At 53.4% G+C, this 20096-nt stretch carries 14 protein-coding genes; 8 read left to right on the top strand and 6 right to left on the bottom strand.

All coding sequences use genetic code 11. The annotated features are described in order from the left end of the window. Nucleotides 1-235 precede the first annotated feature (235 nt). The gene (locus ACQ4M4_RS08165) at nucleotides 236-1264 is read left to right on the top strand and encodes a WD40 repeat domain-containing protein (RefSeq protein ID WP_430683988.1); all 1029 of its coding nucleotides are present in this window, start codon (nucleotides 236-238) and stop codon (nucleotides 1262-1264) included. Between the two features lie 181 nt (nucleotides 1265-1445). Here the strand turns inward: ACQ4M4_RS08165 and ACQ4M4_RS08160 are convergent, their stop codons facing one another. Then, complete coding sequence (locus tag ACQ4M4_RS08160) at nucleotides 1446-1799, bottom strand: DUF952 domain-containing protein (RefSeq protein WP_430683987.1); 354 nt, start codon at nucleotides 1797-1799, stop codon at nucleotides 1446-1448. 36 nt (nucleotides 1800-1835) lie between these two features. Between ACQ4M4_RS08160 and ACQ4M4_RS08155 the strand changes: the two genes are divergently transcribed. From ACQ4M4_RS08155 to murI, 6 genes are all read left to right on the top strand, one after another. Next, complete coding sequence (locus ACQ4M4_RS08155; RefSeq protein WP_430683986.1) at nucleotides 1836-2318, top strand: NUDIX domain-containing protein; 483 nt, start codon at nucleotides 1836-1838, stop codon at nucleotides 2316-2318. Nucleotides 2319-3057: 739 nt separating this feature from the next. Next, nucleotides 3058-5931: an EAL domain-containing protein gene (locus tag ACQ4M4_RS08150; RefSeq protein ID WP_430683985.1), complete on the top strand. Its 2874-nt coding sequence runs from the start codon at nucleotides 3058-3060 to the stop codon at nucleotides 5929-5931. 509 nt (nucleotides 5932-6440) lie between these two features. Then, nucleotides 6441-7256: a carbon-nitrogen hydrolase family protein gene (locus ACQ4M4_RS08145; RefSeq protein WP_430683984.1), complete on the top strand. Its 816-nt coding sequence runs from the start codon at nucleotides 6441-6443 to the stop codon at nucleotides 7254-7256. A gap of 367 nt (nucleotides 7257-7623) precedes the next feature. After that, the gene (locus tag ACQ4M4_RS08140; RefSeq protein ID WP_430683983.1) at nucleotides 7624-9105 is read left to right on the top strand and encodes a cation:proton antiporter; all 1482 of its coding nucleotides are present in this window, start codon (nucleotides 7624-7626) and stop codon (nucleotides 9103-9105) included. Between the two features lie 296 nt (nucleotides 9106-9401). Further along, on the top strand, nucleotides 9402-11237 hold the full coding sequence (locus tag ACQ4M4_RS08135) for an N-acetylmuramoyl-L-alanine amidase (RefSeq protein ID WP_430683982.1): 1836 nt from the start codon (nucleotides 9402-9404) through the stop codon (nucleotides 11235-11237). Nucleotides 11238-11254: 17 nt separating this feature from the next. Then, entirely contained in the window at nucleotides 11255-12181 is a 927-nt protein-coding gene (murI, locus tag ACQ4M4_RS08130) for a glutamate racemase (protein WP_430683981.1), read from the top strand. A gap of 63 nt (nucleotides 12182-12244) precedes the next feature. Here the strand turns inward: murI and ACQ4M4_RS08125 are convergent, their stop codons facing one another. Both ACQ4M4_RS08125 and ACQ4M4_RS08120 read right to left on the bottom strand, forming a co-directional pair. After that, the gene (locus tag ACQ4M4_RS08125; protein ID WP_430683980.1) at nucleotides 12245-12805 is read right to left on the bottom strand and encodes a peroxiredoxin; all 561 of its coding nucleotides are present in this window, start codon (nucleotides 12803-12805) and stop codon (nucleotides 12245-12247) included. A 222-nt stretch (nucleotides 12806-13027) separates the two neighbouring features. Next, nucleotides 13028-14200 carry a transaldolase gene (locus ACQ4M4_RS08120; protein ID WP_430683979.1) on the bottom strand — a complete coding sequence of 391 codons (1173 nt, stop codon included), beginning with the start codon at nucleotides 14198-14200 and terminating at the stop codon, nucleotides 13028-13030. Nucleotides 14201-14457: 257 nt separating this feature from the next. Between ACQ4M4_RS08120 and ACQ4M4_RS08115 the strand changes: the two genes are divergently transcribed. Then, nucleotides 14458-16368, top strand: a complete 1911-nt coding sequence (locus tag ACQ4M4_RS08115; RefSeq protein ID WP_430683978.1) for an N-acetylmuramoyl-L-alanine amidase — start codon at nucleotides 14458-14460, stop codon at nucleotides 16366-16368. Between the two features lie 114 nt (nucleotides 16369-16482). Here the strand turns inward: ACQ4M4_RS08115 and ACQ4M4_RS08110 are convergent, their stop codons facing one another. The 3 genes from ACQ4M4_RS08110 to ACQ4M4_RS08100 all read right to left on the bottom strand — a co-directional run bounded on the left by ACQ4M4_RS08110 (nucleotide 16483) and on the right by ACQ4M4_RS08100 (nucleotide 20062). Then, nucleotides 16483-17463 carry a glycosyltransferase gene (locus ACQ4M4_RS08110; RefSeq protein ID WP_430683977.1) on the bottom strand — a complete coding sequence of 327 codons (981 nt, stop codon included), beginning with the start codon at nucleotides 17461-17463 and terminating at the stop codon, nucleotides 16483-16485. Between the two features lie 173 nt (nucleotides 17464-17636). Continuing rightward, nucleotides 17637-18746 (bottom strand): dTDP-glucose 4,6-dehydratase, encoded by a 1110-nt coding sequence (gene rfbB / locus ACQ4M4_RS08105; protein ID WP_430683976.1) that lies wholly within the window; start codon nucleotides 18744-18746, stop codon nucleotides 17637-17639. Continuing rightward, entirely contained in the window at nucleotides 18746-20062 is a 1317-nt protein-coding gene (locus tag ACQ4M4_RS08100; RefSeq protein WP_430683975.1) for a glycosyltransferase family 4 protein, read from the bottom strand. Before ACQ4M4_RS08100 ends, rfbB begins: the two co-directional genes overlap by 1 nt. Between the last annotated feature and the right edge of the window lie 34 nt (nucleotides 20063-20096).

Below are 20096 nucleotides of genomic sequence, written 5' to 3'. Positions count from 1 at the left end.
CCCTTCCACTCCCTCTCTTCACCCCTAGCCTCGAGATCCTAACCCCTAACCCTTAGCCCCTTCCCCACTCCCCACTCCCTCTTCACCCTAGCTCCTAGCCCCCAAATCCTAGCCCCTTCCCCGATTCCCTTCTTGCTCTCAAAATTGCAACCATACTCACACCTCCCCAACCCACAGATTAAATTTGGAGAAGCTAAGAATTCTTTGTTACACAAACACCGCCACTAATCTGTTTATGACGTATCGGGCTATTCAATCTGGCTTTTGGGCGATCGCCCTCACCCTAGTTCCCATGCTTGCGCCCACCCAAAGCGAGGCTGCTCCTAGTTTTCGTGTTCCTTCCTTAGAACAGCGTCTCCAGGCGCGTCCTCCACTGCGTCACAGCCTGCCGTTCGAAGGCTCCATCTACAATATGGACTTTACGCCCGACGGTAACTTTGTTGCTACCAGCCACTCCGATGGCTCTGTGCGGCTGTGGGCTTGGCGCGATGGCGTGCAGCACCTTCGGTTCGATCGCGATACCGACAACACCGTATTTAGCTGGGTTGATATCACTCCCGATGGGCAATATTTTGTCACCAGCAAGTCCAACGGCACCGTGCAGCTCCGGGAAATTGGCTCCGGTGTGGTAACCCAAGAACTACCCATCAACACTCGCGGCTCCGGCATTGTGATGGTCACTGCCGATGGCAAGACCTTGGTAAATGCTACCGGGCTGGGCAGCGATTTCAGCATTAGCCTCTGGGATATGGAGACCCAGCAAGAGCACCAGAACCTGGGCGGCTACCGCGCAGACTACGCAGCGATTACCCCCAATGGCTATACGCTAGTGTCGGCAAGCAGTTCTGGAACTGCCAGCGTGTGGGATCTAAGACAAGGCAAACGCATCAGCACCCTGCCTCCTGGGGCAACCGAAGGAATCACTGCTCTGGCCATTTGCCCCGATAGACGCGCCATCTATACCGCTCACAGCAATGGAACAATTAAACAGTGGAATGCGCAACAAGGACGGTTGGAACGGACGCTATTAACGACGAGAACTCCGGCCAAGGCGCTAGCAGTGAGTGGCGATCGCCAAACCCTTGCCATTAGCTTTGGCAACTACATCCAACTACGCAACCTGCCCACCAACCAGCCCCGCTACAACCTGGCCTCCAACGCTCCCGGCCCCCAAATTATGAGCTTTAGCCCCGATGGTCGCTACTTTCTCAACACCGACGGAGCAAATGACCAAAGCCGCCTCCGCATTTGGCAGATCCCCTAAGTCAACCTAGCCATGCTTCAGCTTTGCTCAGCACTTGTAGAGCTTATTGCAAGTTCAACAAATCCAGTATGTTTGCGTTAGCTCAAACTTGAACTCATGGGTGGAACGAAGCCGTATCCGAATCTCTCAGCTTTGGTGCACTGAAGCGATTTGGGCACCAAAGCTGGCTGATGAGGTTGCATCAACCATTGGATATTGCCGCCTGATCAAACAGGCCATCTGCACCAGGCGTAAAAACCGAAGCAGTCACTACAGCATCCAGGTTTAGCGGCCCATAGATATGAGGAAACTCAGAATCGACAGGCACATCGGGCACCGTTTCGTAGCGAATCACAGGTTGAACTTTGGCCGGATCGATGGTTAGCAGCACTAAATCGGGTTGCCCCCGATAAAACTGATTTGCCACCCACAAAACCTGATCTCGCTTTGATGTGTGAATGAAGCCCTCGGTCTCCAAACTTTCGGCCCAATATTCGCCAAGTTGTTGAGCCTGTTGCCATTGCAACTGCGTTGTGATGTGAAAAAGATGCATCATAATTTCGGCAGATGAGAAGTCAACAACAGCAAAAGAATGGCAAAGAAAAGTGCAGGGCTGCTGATGTATCGTCTCATATCTGGACAGATAGAGGTGCTACTCGTACACCCAGGAGGGCCATTTTGGGCAAAAAAGGATGAGGGTTGTTGGTCAATCCCCAAAGGAGAATACTTGGAGGGGGAAAACGCCTTTGCAGCCGCCAAACGAGAGTTTGAAGAAGAGACGGGGTTTACTCCAATCGGGGAGTTTTTAGAACTTCAAGAAGTGAAGCAGTCGGGAAAGCGAGTCAAGGCGTGGGCTTTTGAGGGCGATTTTGACTTGAAGCTATTTCGCAGCAATCTCTTTACGATGGAGTACCCGCCGCGATCGGGTAGGCTGCAAGAGTTTCCTGAGGCAGACCGCGCAGGGTGGTTTCGCTTAACCGAGGCTCGACTCCGCTTACTCAAGGCTCAGCATCCCTTTTTGGATGAGCTGCAAAGCCATCTGGCACGGGGCACATCCACCCATCAACGAACTTAAAGATACAACTTTAGCAACGCCCGCTTTGGCAAGGGCTTATCTAAGGGCCGCGCTACGCAACCCCAGATGAGCCTAGTTTGATGGGTGCGTTACCCATGCGCAGCTGGGGTTTCGGCTCACCCAAAACGAGAGGCTGACTAGACCATCCCTGACGTTGCTTTAGAAATGAAAATTTAGGTTATGGTGGGGGGTGCTTCGACAAAACAGGCAACGCCTTTCTGCGACGGAGGCTCTACTCAATGGAAGTTTGTTTGCAACTATAAAATCTTGCGGGCTTGCATTTGCGACTGATTGGGGATGACTTGGCGATCGCCCTTTTCCTCATCTTCATCACATCCTAAAATCAGCATGCTGTGCTAGCGACCACCCCCACGACCGCCAGCGCAAAAGCAACTCATTCTCGGGCTCCAGTCAGTGGCTACGGATTTCTCTGAAGCCTAGGCTGGTAGCCAAACTTGAAGGAAGACATCTACAGGCTACGTAATTTTGCGTAAACCCTCTCGAAAGCTTCATCTTATCTTCATTGAACTGTGGGTTCTTGCTCATCTGGTGGGATGGATCAATGTCCGTCACAATAGTCTTTGCAAAAATAGGGCGGAGTGTTCGACGGGGTGTTTTCCTAACCTGGCATGTGCGTGTCGATAAATCAGCATAGGAAGGAAGCACTGGTGTTTTCTGATCAGTCCCCCTTTGATTAGGAACAGGGCACTCGCGACTCAAGGGTGACCTACTTGGCAGCATGAACGTTTGGTTTCAACGATATATTTCAGCCGGGCAGCGATCGCTTACTTTATCGCTGCGCGTTTGGCGAAAGCTCATTCCTGGCACAGTGGCCTTACTGCTGCTGTGGATGTTGATGCGGATTGGCATTGGCCCATCGCTCGAAAACCTAGCCTACGATGCATTATTCCAAATCCGAGGAGAACTGCCATGGAGCGATCGCATCATCATCGTAGAAATTGACGAATCACGACCCGATCAATCGAGCAAGTTTTTTCGGGTGCGCGATCGCATCGCAGCCGTCCTCAGTGCGATCGCCCTCGACGAACCCAGCGTTGTGGCAGTAGATATTCTCATGCCCGATGCCGCTCCCGAAGACAGCCAGCTTGCTACCGCCATAGACCAACTAGACCGGGTTGTGTTGGCCCAATCTTGGAATGAAGATGGCATCCCCATTTTGCCTACCAAGCAGCTTGATGCCACGGCCACCGCAACAGGTCACATATACCGCCGTAAAGAAGTGGATGGTCTCGTTCGACGGGTCGATTTACAACGACAAGGGGTCAATGCGTTGGCCTTGGTTGCAACTCATCTGTATCTGGAATCGCGCGGAATCATTCCAGCACAAACCCATCGCCCAGCGTTGTGGATTAACTGGCTTAGCTCATCCGAACATGCCCAACGGGTTACCTATCAAGACATTATTGAAAATCGAGTTTCGCCTGGCACCTTTCGCGATCGCATCGTGCTCGTTGGCCTGAGCAACAGTGCCATCGATTCCTTGCAAACCCCCTACAACAGAGATCCAGCCACCAACGAAATCTATCTTGATGCCACCGTCATTAGTAACTTGCTGGAGCGCAATTCCCTGCACGTGCTCGGCCGCGAATGGACTATCATCCTGTTGGTATTGGGTGGCCCTGTACTCAGCATATTGATTAGCCGCTGGCGGCTAGAGCGGCGGCTGTGCATGTGGCTGGTGTTGACCACGGCTTGGGGTGGCATCAGCATTGTGGCGTTTCAGTTTCACTATTGGCTGCCTGTGGCCCTGCCCATTATGCTCGTTAGCCTCACGAGTGCTGTCGTCGAACTCAAGGAACAAAACCGAGTCTATCGACTGTTGCGCCAAAGTGAAGAACGGTATGCCCTAGCCGTGCGCGGCTCCAACGGCGGCCTGTGGGATTGGAATTTGAATAGTGGCGAGGTCTACTATTCGCAACGATGGAAAGAAATGGTGGGTTGCGATGGAGCTATCCTCACCAACCGCCCACAAGATTGGTACGGCCGCGTTCATCCCGATGATATTGCTGCGCTGAAGGAAGCGATCGCCAATCATTTAGAAGGCCGCTCCGAATCGCTAGAACATGAGCACCGCATCATACTAACCGACGGTAGCTATCGATGGATGCTGTGCCGTGGAGTCGCTGTGCGCGATCGCCAGGGACGTGCTTACCGCATGGCTGGCTCTCAACTCGACATCACCGAGCGCAAACTCATTGAAGAAAAACTGTGGCGAAACGCCTACTACGATGACCTCACCGGGCTTCCCAATCGTGTCTTTTTCGTCGAACGATTGCGCCGTGCGATCGTCCACGCCCAGCACAATCCGCTGTATTTCTATGCCGTGCTCTTGCTCGATGTTGACCGCTTTCAGGTTGTGAACAACAGCCTGGGCAATGCCATTGGCGACCAACTCTTGGTGGCGATCGGTCATCGGCTCAAAGGCTTCTTTCCCGTCGAGTCCGTAATTGCCCGCCTCTCAGGTGACGAATTTGCCATCCTCGTTGAAAATATTGAACACGCCAGAGATGCCAACCGCTACGCCGAGCAAATTCAGCACCTCCTTTCCCTCGCCTTCAATATTGAAGATCATGAGGTGTTTATCACCGTCAGCATTGGCATTACCCTTAGCTCCAGCCGTTACACCCAGCCCGAGCGGCTTTTGCAAGATGCCGATACCGCCATGTACAAGGCCAAAGCTCAGGGCAAAGCCTGCTTCGAAGTATTTGACCCTGCCATGCACAACCGCATGCTGGCCCGGCTCACCCTCGAAAATGATCTGCGGCGCGCGATTACCTACGAGCAACGGCTCGACCATCATCTTAGTCCACCTGTTTACAGCGATGTCTCCTCAACTCCCGATGAGCCGCATCCCGGCCTCATGCTGTACTACCAGCCCATTGTGGCCCTCGATACCCAAACCTTAGTAGGGTTTGAAGCTCTGGCCCGCTGGCAGCACCCCCGCAGTGGCTTGTTGGGTCCCAAAAAATTCATTGGGGTGGCCGAGGAAACAGGCTTAATTATTCCGTTGGGATGGTGGATTATGCGACAGGCATGCCGCCAACTCCAGCAATGGCAAAGCGAACGAGCCGAGGCCAAGCGGCTGATCATGAGCGTAAACTTATCAAGCCGACAGTTTGTGATGGCGGATCTGGCACATCATGTCCATTCCATTCTTAGCGAAACCGGGCTGGAGCCAACCAGCCTCAAATTGGAGCTGACCGAAGGCACCATTATGGAAAGCGGGCGATCGGTGATTGATGTGATGCATCAGGTGCGATCGCTCGGGGTCCAACTTGCCATTGATGACTTTGGCACGGGCTACTCCTCCCTCAGCTACCTGAGCCGCTTTCCCATTGATACGCTAAAAATCGATCGCTCCTTTGTGGCAAAAATGACGACCGATTCCGACAGCTCCGAAGTTGTACGAGCGATTGTCACTTTGGCGCATAATTTAAATATGGACGTAACTGCTGAAGGGGTTGAAACCGAAGCCCAGTCGCAACAATTGCTCAACATGGAGTGCGAATTTGGCCAAGGCTTTTTCTTCGCAAAACCGTTAGATGTTCATGCAGCAGAAGCACTGCTGGCCCAACACTTGGGTAACTCCTAGCCCAAAAAGCATCGTTTGGGTGCCTCTTTTTAGATAACACTCTGGCAAAAATTTTGATGGGCCTTTGTGAACTCATGATGGGTTTACTTAGTTTTATTTTGGATCATCACAAAACGGTTGAGCAATTTGAATTTGCATTGCAAAAAATCATCGTTTAGTCAACAACAACTGCAGCCATCAATGTAGAACGTTCGCTCGATAAACCGTGCAAATGGCCCTATTGATCAATGGCTTTTTTGAGAAAATTAGTCATTTTGTGGTAAGAGCACGTTATCTTGACTCAATCCGCTGATTTCTGCCAATTTTTCCAAACGGTTTCCATTGCCAGGGATGTCGCCCAAAAAATTGACCCAGTTGTGTATTTTGCTCAGGGTTTGCACTACGAAATCACACGATGTGCGATCGCAAACTTGAGATTTCCTCGAAAACGCTGAGCTGTGTTTGTTTTAGAAAATGATAAAATCCGGCTACGTCGAAAATCCTTTCAATCTGTTTCCGCTAACTGTTCTATGAAGTCATACCTGGCCGCTGCAGTTCAAATGAATAGCGTCCCCGACTTGAGCAAAAATCTGGCTCAAGCTGAGGATTTGATCGAGCTTGCTGTACGTCAGGGGGCCGAGCTCGTAGGATTACCCGAAAACTTTTCTTTTTTGGGAGACGAGCAGGCGAAGGTGATTCAGTCTGAGGCGATCGCTCAAGCCAGCGAAAAATTTCTCAAGACTATGGCCCAGCGCTATCAAATCACCCTCTTGGGCGGTGGTTTTCCTGTGCCAACCAGCACTCCCGGCAAGGTCTACAACACCGCACTGTTGGTTGGCCCCGATGGTCAAGAACTATCTCGCTACGAAAAAGTACACCTGTTTGACGTCAACCTACCCGACGGCAATACCTATCAAGAATCTACGACCGTCGTTTCAGGTCGGCAGTTGCCCACTGTATTCCCGTCCAAGGAGTTCGGCAACGTTGGCATTTCAGTTTGCTACGACGTGCGCTTCCCCGAACTGTATCGCCACCTCTCCCTCATGGGCGCTGAGTTGCTCTTTATTCCTGCTGCTTTTACCGCCTACACCGGCAAAGACCATTGGCAAATTTTGCTGCAAGCCCGCGCCATCGAAAACACATGCTACGTGTTAGCACCAGCACAAACTGGTCAGCACTACGGCATTCGTCAGTCGCACGGACACGCCGTCATTATTGACCCATGGGGAATTGTGCTAACCGATGCAGGAGACAAACCGGGTGTAGCGATCGCCTCCATTGAGCCAGCCCGCATTGAGCAAGTCCGCCGACAAATGCCCTCATTGCAGCATCGAGTTTTTGTATAACCTCGTCGTTTACACTCCGCTGACGGCACCGTATCGATGCATGCATCCACGCAACAGCGAGCGAGACGGCTTCACACTATGTCAACCATCAGCTTTCCAAAATCCGTAAGCGAACTGCCCTCGGTATACTAGCGATCGCAAGTTTAAAACTCTCAACCGTTGTAATTGTCCTATCATACTTAGGAATTTCGAAACGTTGAGATTTCGAAGCGTTGAGATTTTGAGTAATCCTTGCAGACTTCAACTGCACAAAATCATCAAAACGTAGGAGTTTAAGTTTATAAAATTAACCTCCTCATCCTGTTAAGAAACTTGTACAGTAGACAGGACTAAACTTGCTGTTGCGTTGTCGCTCCCAAAAAGGCTCATGGATTTGACATCACCGCTCTCCCAGCTCACCTTTTCTTTCAGCTCCTTACCATTCATCCTTGCAGAGGCAGCCGCAGAATCTGAAACCGAAAGCGGTCCTCTCGTCTTGGCTGGCGTTTTGGTCAGTCTCGTCGTGGTTTATCTCGCTGCCAAAATTGGTGGCGAACTGTGCGCCCGAGTGAACCTACCGTCCGTCCTAGGCGAACTCGTCGGAGGTGTGGTCGTCGGCATCTCAGCTCTACACTTGTTGGTTTTCCCCGAAAACATCGGTCAAGGCACCAACTCCCTCATCATTGAGTTTCTAGAGCGAACAGCTGGCTTAGCGCCCGAGAGCGTTGTGAGCGTTTTCGCCGCACAAAGCGAAGTCATCAACATCCTGGCAGAACTGGGTGTCGTCATCTTGCTATTCGAGATTGGCCTTGAGTCCGATCTAAAAGAATTAATTCGGGTCGGTCCCCAAGCCGCTGCTGTTGCAGTCGTTGGGGTAGCCGTTCCCTTTGCGCTAGGCACAGCGGGCCTCATCGGTCTGTTTGGGGTACCCACCATTCCAGCCGTATTCGCTGGAGCCGCCCTAACCGCCACCAGCATTGGCATCACGGCCAAAGTGCTCGCCGAACTTCAACGCCTTAACTCTCGCGAAGGCCAAATTATCATTGGTGCCGCAGTTTTAGATGACGTACTAGGCATCATTATTTTGGCGGTGGTGGCTAGCCTTGCCAAAACTGGCGAAATCGAAATCATGAATGTGGTTACCCTCATCGCCAGCGCAGCTATTTTTCTCGTGGGTTCCATCTTTTTAGGCCGTCTACTCAGCCCTTACTTTGTTGGTCTGGTCAACCAGCTCAAAACTCGGGGCCAGTTGTTGATCGCCTCGCTCATCTTCACCTTTGTACTAGCCTACATTGGTGCCATCATCCACCTCGAAGCCATTTTGGGTGCCTTTGCTGCGGGTCTTATCCTGGCAGAAACCGAAAAACGGGAAGAACTGGAAGAACAGATTGTTCCCATTGCCGATATGCTGGTGCCCATCTTCTTTGTGACAGTAGGCGCGCGCACCGATCTCAGCGTTTTGAACCCAGCCATTCCCGAAAATCGTGAAGGACTAATTATTGCAACCTTCCTGATTGCAGTCGCCTTTATTGGGAAAGTAGTGGCAGGTCTGGCAGTGTTTGGTCAACCCAACATTAACCGACTCGCAATTGGTGTAGGAATGGTTCCTCGTGGTGAAGTAGGATTAGTCTTTGTCGGGGTTGGCTCCGCAACAGGCGTTCTATCGAAACCGTTGGAAGCTGCCGTCATTGTCATGGTCATCCTAACCACCTTTATTGCTCCAGCTTTACTACGGCTTGTGTTTAAGGATGATTCTTCCACAACAGCAGAATCTGTAGACACGGCCCAAATCGAAGCGGGAAGCAACTCGGTTGTTAGTTCTGACATGGCCACTTCAGAAGAAGTTGAAATCGCTCAAGAACAGGGCTGATTTTGTCTTGGCATCGTCATTGTTAGCGGACGATTTCTAATAGGGAACCAACCACTACCCAGAAACTTCTGACTACTGACCTGCGTCCTTTTGCTTGTGTTGATTTATCCTTGAATTTGCCATTCAAGGTATTGGTATCGTCGGGATATTTTGCATCACTCAAACATGCAATCAACCAGAAAGAAATGACATCTTTCTGAAGGTTTGTCTTGTTTTTTGGGCATTCTGTCCTGATGGCATCGCTCACGCATATGGATCGCAAGGTTCGTAACTCACATCTTTGCAAGAGGTTGACTGTGAATTTTAGGTGGATTCTACCCGGAGTTCTGGGTATTGTTGGTTCCCTGTTGGTATCAGTCGCGGCAGAAGCCGGAACGCTACAAACCTGGCGCTTTAATGCCAATGAAAATCGGCTAGTTTTTACAACAGATGATGGGGTACAGCCTCGGGCACAGTTAATTAGCGACCCGACTCGTTTAGTGATTGATTTACCCGGCATTGCGCTGGGTCGCGCAACGCAGCGGCAATCTGTCGGTGGCGGAATTCGCGAAGTGCGCGTCGGGCAATTAGACAGCCAAACAACCCGAATCGTGATTGAGCTGGAGACAGGCTATACCTTGGATCCAGAAGGGGTTGTGGTTCGTGGGGCAACCCCTACGGAGTGGTTGGTTCAGGTGCCGACGCCTCAGCGTGTTGCTGGTGGAGGTCGACCTTCGCCTGGAACAGGCTCGGGTCAGCCTGCAACCGGAGGCGCCGTGCAGGTGGATTCTATTCAGATGACGAATGATGGCTTCTTTATTCGGACGAGTGGTGGCGTTCCTGATGCGAGTTTTAGCCGGAGTCGCAACCGGAGAGAGTTGACGCTTGAGCTATCGAATGCGTCGATTTCGTCGGCATTGGGAGAACGGGAGCTGAGCATTAACCGCAATGGGGTGCGACAGCTAGAACTCAGCCAAAGCGGCAGGAGATCGCCCCGAACCCGCATCACGCTAGATTTGAGCGATCGCGAGAGTGGATGGTTGGCCACCGTTCGCAGCAATAGCGGCATTTTGCTCGTGCCAACTCGCCGTAGCCGCGACCAAGTTTTTGTCAGCAACGATCCCCTCAACTTAGACTCGCCATCGCCCAGTTCGCCAACACCCCCACCCGTTCAGCCACCCCCGACCTCTAGCCAGCTTGCCACCATCCAATCCATTGACTTGACTGGAGATGGAACTCAGTTGCTGATTCGGGCCGATCGCGCCATTACCTACCGAGCCGATCGCGACAGCCGCACTGGGCTGTATCGGATTGCCATTCCTGGTGCTCGTCTCGATGCGCGGGCCAGCCGACCCCGCTTGCCCAGCAACAGTCCGCTTCGACAAATCTCAGCCACCCAAGACTCCACCCAAACAGTCCTCATTACGGTTGAGCCGGCATCGGGTGCTCAGCTAGGAACCATTAACCAAATCAGCAGCCAAATTTTGGCCGTACAAGTTCAACGGGCAGCCCAACCCACGCCGCCCGTTGTGTCACCGCCGCCCGTTGTGTCACCGCCACCCGTTGTAACCCCACCACCCGCCACACCGCCGCGTGTGCCCAGTGGCCGCATTGTTGTTGTGATTGATCCGGGTCATGGTGGCGTTGACCCCGGTGCGGTTGGAATTGGCAGACTGCGCGAAACCGATGTTGTGCTGCCGATTAGCCTGGAAGTGGCTCGTATTTTGGAGCAACAGGGCATTCAGGTCGTGCTCACGCGACGCGATGAAAACCGAACCGTTGATTTGGAACCGCGCGTTCAAATTGCTGAACAGGCTCGGGCCAATGTATTTGTGAGCATTCATGCCAACGCCATCAGCATGGATCGGCCTGAAGTCAACGGAGCTGAGACTTTCTACGCGTCGGATAGTGGATACCGACTGGCGCAGGCGATTCAAAGCAACATCATTCGCTCGACCGGAATGAACGATCGCGGCGTAAAGTCAGCTCGCTTTTACGTGATTCGCAACACGTCGATGCCTGCTGCGCTGGTTGAAGTTGGGTTTGTGACGGGAGCCCAAGATGCACCACGTTTGGCTAATGCCCAATTTAGAAGCCAAATGGCACTAGCAATTGCTCAAGGAATCCTGCAATATGTACAGCAAAACTTGTAAAGAAATTGATACCTATTGTGCCTAGCTTCGAGTCGTCTTCAGCTCAGCCCTGCGATCGCCCTTTGTTGGTGAAATCATCTCTCGGGTTGCATTCTGCCTCCGACAAGAGTGCTCCCATCGGAGTGTTTGATAGTGGCGTCGGAGGGCTCACCGTTTTGCAAGAGCTCTATCGTCAACTGCCTCACGAAACCTATTTGTACTTTGGCGATACGGCTCGTTTGCCCTATGGCAATCGTACCCAAACCGAAATCTTGCAATACGTTCGCGAGATTTTAGCTTGGTTTTTGCAGCACCGGGTGAAGATGGTAATTATGGCCTGCAACACCAGTTCGGCGCTGGTATTAGAGCAGGTACGGCAGGAGTTTGACATCCCAATTTTGGGAGTGATTTTGCCAGGGGCCAAAGCAGCCGTGCAGGTAGGCCAGCGAGTTGGCGTAATTGCCACCGTTGCCACGGCCAATAGCCATGCCTATCGGCGTGCGATTGAAGAGATTAACCCGACCGTTCAGGTCTGGCAGGTGGGCTGTCCAGAGTTTGTGCCGCTTATTGAGCAAAATCGCATTCACGAGCCTTATACGCTGGCGATCGCCCGTGAGTATTTGGCCCCCTTGCTGGCGCAGCGCATTGATACGTTAGTCTACGGCTGCACCCACTATCCGCACTTGGCCCCCGTGCTGCAAAAATTTTTGCCGCCCACCGTGCACTTGGTAAACCCAGCCGTATCCGTGGTGCAAGCCGCCGCCCAAGAGCTGGAAATGCTTGGCATTCGGAGCGATCGCCCCAGTTCTCCTACTCGATTCTGCGTCAGTGGTATTCCGCACACCTTTGCCCAAATCTCAACTCAGTGGCTCGGCTTTCAGCCCAGAGTTGAGGCAATTGATTTGGAGCTGTTGACCCAGGCTTGGGCCACCCATGCACCGCTCTCGCTAGAAGCCGCAGAGTAAGCTTGAATCTGGTCGGGAATTGCTCTCTGCGTTAGCGACCCAAGGAGAACAGCCCGATCGCCCTTATGATTCCGCTTGCTGCAATTCATCTAGCCGAGCTAATACTTCCTGGCTGTGGACACTAGGCACCACACCCAAAAAGCGCTCACGCAACACTCCATCCGGATCAATGATGTAGGTATGCCGCAGCGATCGCCCACTTAACCAAGACCCATAGGCTTTGCTCACCGCACCAGTGGTATCGGCCAGTAGCGGAAACCGCAATCCTTCAGAGTCACAAAACTCTGCATGGGTATCCACATCATCCACGCTAATGCCCAAGACTTGGGTATTTCGCGCTTGGTATTCCGGCAAATCTTGCTGAAAGCGCCGCGCTTCTAAGGTGCAGCCCGAAGTGAAATCTTTGGGATAGAAGTACACCACAACCCACTGCCCCCGATAGTCTTGCAGCGAAATCTCTTGCTCACCGGTGTTTGCCAATAGGGAAAATTCGGGTGCAGGCTGCGACAGTTCTGGTTGCGGCCCGCCCAAGGCGATCGCAGGGCTAGTTGGCATAATCCAGGTGAATAGGGCGATCGCAACGGCAATCACCACGTGGGCTACGGCAGCAGTTCGTCTCATCATGGGTGCTTTCTTTTTCTCAATCATTGGAAATGGGCGATCGCCCATTCGGCGCAATCAGCCACTTTATATAACTTTACATATACCAAACACCCAGTGAGGTCAGACATCGTTTTTTGCACCCGCTTGTCGCGCACCCCGATTCGACCCTGAGCAATTCAAACCTTGGGTGCTGTTTAGGGCACATCGCTTGAGACTTGCCCTAAACAGCACTGAAACGCAGCCTTACGCTTTCGTCAGAATTGCCGCACCCAATCCAGCCATCATTTCCTCCGGCGTAATTTTGCCGTCATGATTGGAGTCCAACGCATCAAACACCACATCGGCCCCCATCCACTCTTCGCGAGTAATAAAACCATCTCCATCCAGGTCGTATACCTTGAACAGGTTTTCGGCAATGTGGGCACCTGCACTCTCATCTTCTAACCGCCGCAGCCGTTCGGCCAGAAGCGTTTCCAGCGTTTCCAGCGCTTTGGTAAAGCCAGTAATGCCTTCCTCCAGTTTTTCGGATGCCATGGGATCTTCGGCGTGCATAGCGTCGAAGGTGGCTTTGTCCATCGTCAACTTTTCAATGTCCATGGTTTCAGCCTTGGCAGCGTCGAGCTTGCGGGGTAGATCGGCCTCGGTGCTGTTCAACTGCTCCAGCAGCTTGGGCGAAATGGTGAGTAGGTCGCACCCGGCCAATTCGGTAATTTCGCCAATGTTGCGGAAGCTAGCTCCCATCACCTCAGTTTTATAGCCAAATTTCTTGTAATAGTTGTAGATTTGCGTCACCGAAACAACGCCTGGATCTTCGACCGCTGTGTAGTCTTGCCCCGTCTTGGCTTTGAACCAATCCAAAATACGGCCCACAAAGGGAGAAATCAGCGTCACTCCCGCTTCGGCACAGGCGATCGCCTGGTGCAGGCCAAACAGCAGCGTGAGGTTGCAGTGAATCCCCTCCTTCTCCAAAATCTCAGCCGCACGGATGCCTTCCCAAGTTGATGCAATCTTGATCAGCACGCGATCGCGCGAGACCCCAGCAGCCTCATATTGGGCAATGAGCGATCGCCCCTTTTCCACCGTCGCTTCCGTATCGTAGGACAGGCGCGCATCCACCTCCGTTGACACCCGACCCGGCACAATTTGCAAAATCTTAAGCCCAAAGGCCACCGCTAACCGATCAAAAGCCAGCGTTGCCACATCTTGCTGCGAAGCCCCGTCACCCAGCTCTGCTTTCGCCTTTAGCAGCGTTTCATCCACAATTTCCTGATATTCAGGCATTTGGGCCGCCGCAGTAATGAGCGAGGGGTTTGTCGTTGCATCCCGAGGAGTAAATTTTTCGATGGCTTGAATATCTCCCGTATCGGCCACCACAATCGTCATTTGACGTAGCTGTTCCAGCAGGCTCTGAGTCATAGCTTTCTCCGCATTCTTCGCTCACACGGGTTATCGTAACCAGATTTTTTTCCAAACGTTCGATCTCTACTGAATGGCTTAATCCAATCACAGGGACAGGGTTACAACTGGTATTCCAGACATCCATTCCAGGCATCTATTTGAGCATCCTCTCTGCGCAAGGAAATGTTGTTGACAAAAAGATTGGGCATCCGCTTTTCCAGGTGTTCCCTTGCTCTGGTATTCTGCTCTGGTTAGGTAAATGCGGAGATGGCTATTTGAAGGTTCATTGGCTGGCATCGAACGTATTGGGACTGGCGATCGCGCTGCTTGCAGCTTTACCGGCCACAGCCAACAGTTTGCAGTCCTGGCAGTACAGCGATCGCAGCAATCGACTCACGTTTACCACCCAGGCTGGAGTCCAGCCCCGCGCCCAGCTCATTTTTGATCCTACCCGCTTAGTAATTGATTTGCCCGGTGTGGTGTTATCGGGGGGACAGCGCAACCAGCCAGGTGGCAACGGCATTCGCGAAGTACGGGTTGGGCAAGTTGAGCGTTCCATGGCCCGTATTGTTGTTGAGCTAGAACCTGGGTACACACTAGATCCCAATGGAGTGAGCTTTCGTGGCTTGTCGCCAACCAATTGGGAAGTTCAGCTACCTCCGCTTCAACGGGCCGAATCTAATGACATTGCAGAGACTTCGGACTCTGATTCAATCGAGGTGAATCCACCCGCCCGCACTTTCCGCAATCGCAATAGTGCCCCATCTGCCAATGCGCCCACGCAGATTCAAGAGATTAGCGTGACGGGAGATGGATTCTTTATCCGCACCACGGGAGCAGCCCCCCGCATTCGAGTTCGCCCCGAGCGTCGCGATCGCCGTATTGTGGTTGAGCTACGCGATACGGCCCTGCCAGCTCGATTGCTCAATCAAGAAGAAGAGAGCGATCGCTTTGGGGTAGAGCGGATTCGCTACACGCAGGATGACCGCACGCCTCCCACCACCCGCATCATTTTGGAACTGGCGGAACCCAACGCCAACTGGCAAGCGAGCGTTAGCCCGCTGGGAGGAGGCATTGTGCTGTTGCCGGGGCGCATTGCCACTGCACCATCACCCAGCCCTACTCCACAACCCGCGTCCGAGCCGATTGCCGTGCCAACCCCAGCCCCAAATTTGGATGCATCTCCTCGGCCAGATCCCCGACCAGTTTCCCAGCCAACCCCCCAACCAACCCGCCCGGCACCAGCCGAGCGACCTGCTGTTGCGCCCGTTATCACCGCGATCGCCCTCAGCAACGACGGCGCATCTCTGCAAATTCAGGGCAGCGGCCCGTTGGAATACACCATCGAGCAACAGAACAACACCCGCTATCGCATCACGTTTCCCAATACGCAGTTGGCCCGCGGAGCCAACCGCATCGACTTCAACCGCAGCAGCCGCATTCTGCAACTCAATGCCCAAGAAAACGATGGCACGGTAGAACTGGAATTTGAGCTGGCGCGGGATGTGCAAGTGCGGCAACTGCCCGAAGCCGAAGGCCGATTTGGGACGCGATCGCCCACCCTCACCATTCCCCTTGCTCGCGCTCATTGGCAACCCAGCAATGCCCCGCCCCCCATTCGATTGCAGGAATTGCGGAATCGAGGATTGACCATTGTGCTCGATCCGGGTCATGGCGGTCGCGATCCCGGAGCTGTGGGCATTGGCGGCTTGCAGGAAATTCAGGTAGTGAACAGCGTAGTGCCCCAGGTGGCTGCGCTGTTAGAACAGGCAGGAGCCCGGGTCGTCCTCACCCGCACCGACAACCGCACCCTGGATCTGGAACCACGAGTTCGCATTGCCGAACAGGCGCGGGCCACCATTTTTGTCAGTATTCATGCCAATGCGATTAGCATGAGCCGTCCCGATGTCAACGGCATTGAAACTTTCTATTCCTCAGCACGGGGCCAACCGCTGGCACAAACCATTCAAGACAGTCTGATCGAAGCGACAGGTTCACCGAGTCGAGGTGCGCGAGCGGCTCGGTTTTATGTCATCCGTCGAACCTCTATGCCTGCCACCCTCGTGGAATTAGGGTTTGTCACGGGAGCCGAAGATGCACCTCGAATGCAGGACGAACGCTACCGAGCTTTGCTTGCCCAGGCGGTTGCCCGTGGCATCTTACAGTACCTTAACCAAAACTTTTAGGGTCGCATAAGGCCAACGGTCGTGTTTCCAATGGGTGTGTTGTTTGCTGCAGAAAATGCGATGTACCACTTTCGCAACAAACAACCATACACCTAGACCATGACCAAGCCACCCTTAGCTCTTGTACTCAATCAATCGGCTGCGCTGCCCCATGCGATGATTCCAGACAAACTGTAGTTGCCCTAGCGCATTAGGAACCTTGCCCACCATGCAAAACAGGGCATAGAGCCTTGCCTCGTTTGCGGGATAGCCCTGGCGCTGCATATAGCGCGAAATGCGCAACATCAACAAGGGATAAGCCAAGAACAACAGAAGGCTGAGGCCATAGGTCGGAATTGCCAAAAATACAGCTACGACTGGCACCACCAAGCCCCACAGCCAATTGCTGCGCGTTTCTTTGACCCAGTGCCGCTCGGGTGGCGCGCCGTGCATGTACGACCCTTCAGCGAAGGCATGCCCCGCCCGCTGCGATCGCTTCCACCACTGGCCAAATTTCGTCATTTGGGCATCGTGCAGCGTCATTTCTGCATCCAGCCGATAAATCTTCCACCCTTGCCTCCGCAACCGCACACACAGTTCTGGTTCCTCACCTGCAATCAAGCCAGAATTAAATCCATTTACCTGCTGTACCGATGCAACTCGCATCAGGGCATCGCCGCCACAGGCTTTGGCTTCGCCCACAGGCGTGTTCCACTCAATGTCGCACAGCAGGTTGTACCTTGTGGCTTGAGGAAAGCGCTCGCGCCGCCGCCCACAAACGACCGCAAATCGAGAATTATCACGCAGAAATCGCTCTGCAGTTGCCAGCCAACCTGCGGCGACTTCGCAGTCACCATCGACAAACTGCACAAATTCTAAGCGGGGATTGAGCTGCATTAAGCGGATGAATCCGGCATTGCGAGCCCGTGCCGCCGTAAATGGAATAGATAAATCCAGCTCCACCACGTCCACCCCCAGCGATCGCGCTAGGTCAACACTGCCATCGGTCGAGCCAGAATCCACATACACAATCTGAGTCGCCTGCCCAACCAACGATTCCAAACATCGACGCAGGCGATCGCCCTCATTGCGCCCAATCGCTACGACTCCCAGCATTCCACCTCTCCTCATCTTGTTCGGGCTTACGCCGTGATTGATATTTCATAGGCAATGCCCACCAAATATCATCCCCCAAACCATCAGAATTCTGTACGCCTTGCATCAGTCCGGCTCGTTCCAAGGATTTCGGGGTGCACTGCAATCAACAGCACACCCCGAAATCACCCACTCTATTTGGCCGCTGCAGCGTAAACCTGTTGATAATACGCCTGATACTCTTCCGATAACAGGGGTTGCCACCAGTCGCGGTTGTCGAGGTACCACTGCACCGTTTTCCGCAGACCCGACTCAACCGTTTCTAGCGGAGTCCAGCCCAACTCGGTGCGAATTTTGGTTGCATCAATGGCATAGCGGCGATCGTGGCCTGGGCGATCGGTCACAAACGTGATCAGTTCCTTGGCCGGACGCACGGGCAATTCTGGGGCCAGCTCATCCATCAGGTCGCAGAGTAAGTGAACGAGATCCAGATTCTTGGCCTCGTTGTTACCGCCCACATTGTAGGTTTCGCCTGGTGCCGCCTTGTGGATAACCAAGTCCAGCGCACGGCAGTGATCGCGCACGTACAGCCAATCCCGCACATTCTGCCCATCGCCATACACGGGTAGCGGCTTGCCCATCAAAATGTTAATGCACATGAGGGGAATCAGCTTTTCGGGGAAATGGTACGGCCCGTAATTGTTGGAACAGTTGGTGATAATGGTGGGCATTCCATAGGTATGGAAGTAGGCCCGTGCCAAGTGATCACTACCCGCTTTGGAGGCCGAATAGGGACTATTGGGCGTGTAGGGTGTGGTTTCGCTAAAGGCGGGATCGGTTGGGCCTAAGCTGCCATACACCTCGTCGGTCGAAACATGCAGAAAGCGGTAGGATTCCGGCTTGTTGGCCGAGAGCCAGTACTGACGAAACGCCTCCAACAGCGTGAACGTTCCCACCACGTTGGTTTGCACAAACGCACCCGGCCCCAAAATCGAGCGATCCACATGAGATTCCGCGGCAAAGTGGGCTACCGTATCGATCGCTTCTTCCTGCAACAGCACATCAATTAAGGGGCGATCGCAAATGTCTCCCTGCACAAACCGAAAATTGTCGCCGCCTTCCAACGAGGCCAAGGTTTTGCGATTTCCGGCATAGGTCAGCGCATCCAGCACCACCACGCGATCGCCCGGATACTGCTCGCACCAGTGATGCACAAAGTTGGAGCCAATAAAGCCAGCACCACCCGTAATCAAAATTCGACGGGGAGCGCGATCGCCAGAAGAGTTCGCTTGCATCTCAGTCATCACACCTCTTGAAATAAATTTGGCTGTTCCGGGTTTTGTTCCCACCGAGGCTGTTCCCAAAAGTTCGGCTTTGCCGAGGTCTTGCCTAGCACCCAATCATAAATCTCCAGGGTTTTGCGCGCTTTCGCATCCCAAGAATAGTAGGTCATTGCATGTTCGTAGGCAGTTTGGCCCAACTGGCGAACCCGAGTGGGATCAACGACTAATCCCTCCATTTCTTGAACAAACCGATCCACGATGGTGTCGAACGTGCCCAAAGGCACTTTTACGCCGCGATCGGCTCCAATCAAGGTTGCGGGGCCACCGTAGTCCACCACGACACAGGCCATGCCGCAGGCCATCGCCTCCACCACCACGCCCGCCCCCAGCTCGCGAATGGAAGGGAAGGCAAAGATCTCAGCTTCGCGCATCAGTTCACCAATTTTGGCCTGGGGCTGATGACCCACCAACTCCACACAGTGCGATAGGTTGTGGTCGGCAATCACCCGCTCCAAGCGTGGCCGCTCTGGTCCGTCGCCTGCAATCACCAGTCGATGCTGCTGCAACAGAGGACTCTTGGCAAACGCCTGCACCACCACTTCTGGCAGCTTATAGGGCACCAATCGTCCCGCATACAAAATCGTCATGCGATCGCGCTTGGGTCGCACTGTTGGCGAAAAGACCTCAGGGTCAATCCCCACCTCAGGAACGTTGATCACCTGATCCAAAATCGAGCGGGGAAAGTCGGAAATGGTATGGTCAAACGCGCCTAAAACGGCCTGCGATCGCCCATAGGTTGAGCGATAAAACGGCAGCCATTTGTAAAACTTGCGAAACTTGCTCAGCCATTCCTTTTCCCGCTTTAGCTCGGCCTGGAAGGCGCTCGGCCAGGGTAAGTTGCCGTTCAGCGGCCCCAGCACAAACGGCACCGGACTGCGCGACGCCATGAGGCTCGGCAGCGTTGGTGTCATCGGCGTAATCCGGTGAACCAAATCGAACTCACCCGCCTTTAGCTCTTGCTTAAACCGTTGCCATGCGTACCACTCAAACGCCAAATAGGTTGGATAATCCATCGCCATCTGCAATGTCCAAGCCTTTTGTGGGCCGCCGCGAAGCTTGGCCGCCAGCTTGCTAATGGGCGCTGCAATCTTTTCCGTGTCGAGGTACACAACCTCGGCGCTTCCTAAGCCATCGCGAGTAATATTGGGCTGGTTGCGAATTTGAGTTGCGACTACTACGTCGGCATGATTGGCGATCGCCTTGGCATACTTGTAGCCCACAATCGGCAGCGACGGCCAGTCTGGATTGCAAACATCAGCAAGAAGAAGAACACGCATAGCGGGAAAAGGTTAAGGGTAAAGTTATGAAAGA

Origin of the sequence: Leptolyngbya sp. AN02str (assembly GCF_050565595.1) — a bacterium.
In the GTDB taxonomy this organism is placed as follows: Bacteria; Cyanobacteriota; Cyanobacteriia; order Elainellales; family Elainellaceae; genus Kaiparowitsia.
This window is presented reverse-complemented; position numbering and strand designations above follow the sequence as displayed.

Excerpts from the sequence above, each read along its gene's own strand:
- ACQ4M4_RS08165 (WP_430683988.1), top strand. The coding sequence starts at position 236 with ATGACGTATCGGGCTATTCAATCTGGCTTTTGGGCGATCGCCCTCACC.
- ACQ4M4_RS08160 (WP_430683987.1), bottom strand. The coding sequence starts at position 1,799 with ATGATGCATCTTTTTCACATCACAACGCAGTTGCAATGGCAACAGGCT.
- ACQ4M4_RS08155 (WP_430683986.1), top strand. The coding sequence starts at position 1,836 with ATGGCAAAGAAAAGTGCAGGGCTGCTGATGTATCGTCTCATATCTGGA.
- ACQ4M4_RS08150 (WP_430683985.1), top strand. The coding sequence starts at position 3,058 with ATGAACGTTTGGTTTCAACGATATATTTCAGCCGGGCAGCGATCGCTT.
- ACQ4M4_RS08145 (WP_430683984.1), top strand. The coding sequence starts at position 6,441 with ATGAAGTCATACCTGGCCGCTGCAGTTCAAATGAATAGCGTCCCCGAC.
- ACQ4M4_RS08140 (WP_430683983.1), top strand. The coding sequence starts at position 7,624 with ATGGATTTGACATCACCGCTCTCCCAGCTCACCTTTTCTTTCAGCTCC.
- ACQ4M4_RS08125 (WP_430683980.1), bottom strand. The coding sequence starts at position 12,805 with ATGATGAGACGAACTGCTGCCGTAGCCCACGTGGTGATTGCCGTTGCG.
- ACQ4M4_RS08120 (WP_430683979.1), bottom strand. The coding sequence starts at position 14,200 with ATGACTCAGAGCCTGCTGGAACAGCTACGTCAAATGACGATTGTGGTG.
- ACQ4M4_RS08110 (WP_430683977.1), bottom strand. The coding sequence starts at position 17,463 with ATGCTGGGAGTCGTAGCGATTGGGCGCAATGAGGGCGATCGCCTGCGT.
- rfbB (WP_430683976.1), bottom strand. The coding sequence starts at position 18,746 with ATGACTGAGATGCAAGCGAACTCTTCTGGCGATCGCGCTCCCCGTCGA.
- ACQ4M4_RS08100 (WP_430683975.1), bottom strand. The coding sequence starts at position 20,062 with ATGCGTGTTCTTCTTCTTGCTGATGTTTGCAATCCAGACTGGCCGTCG.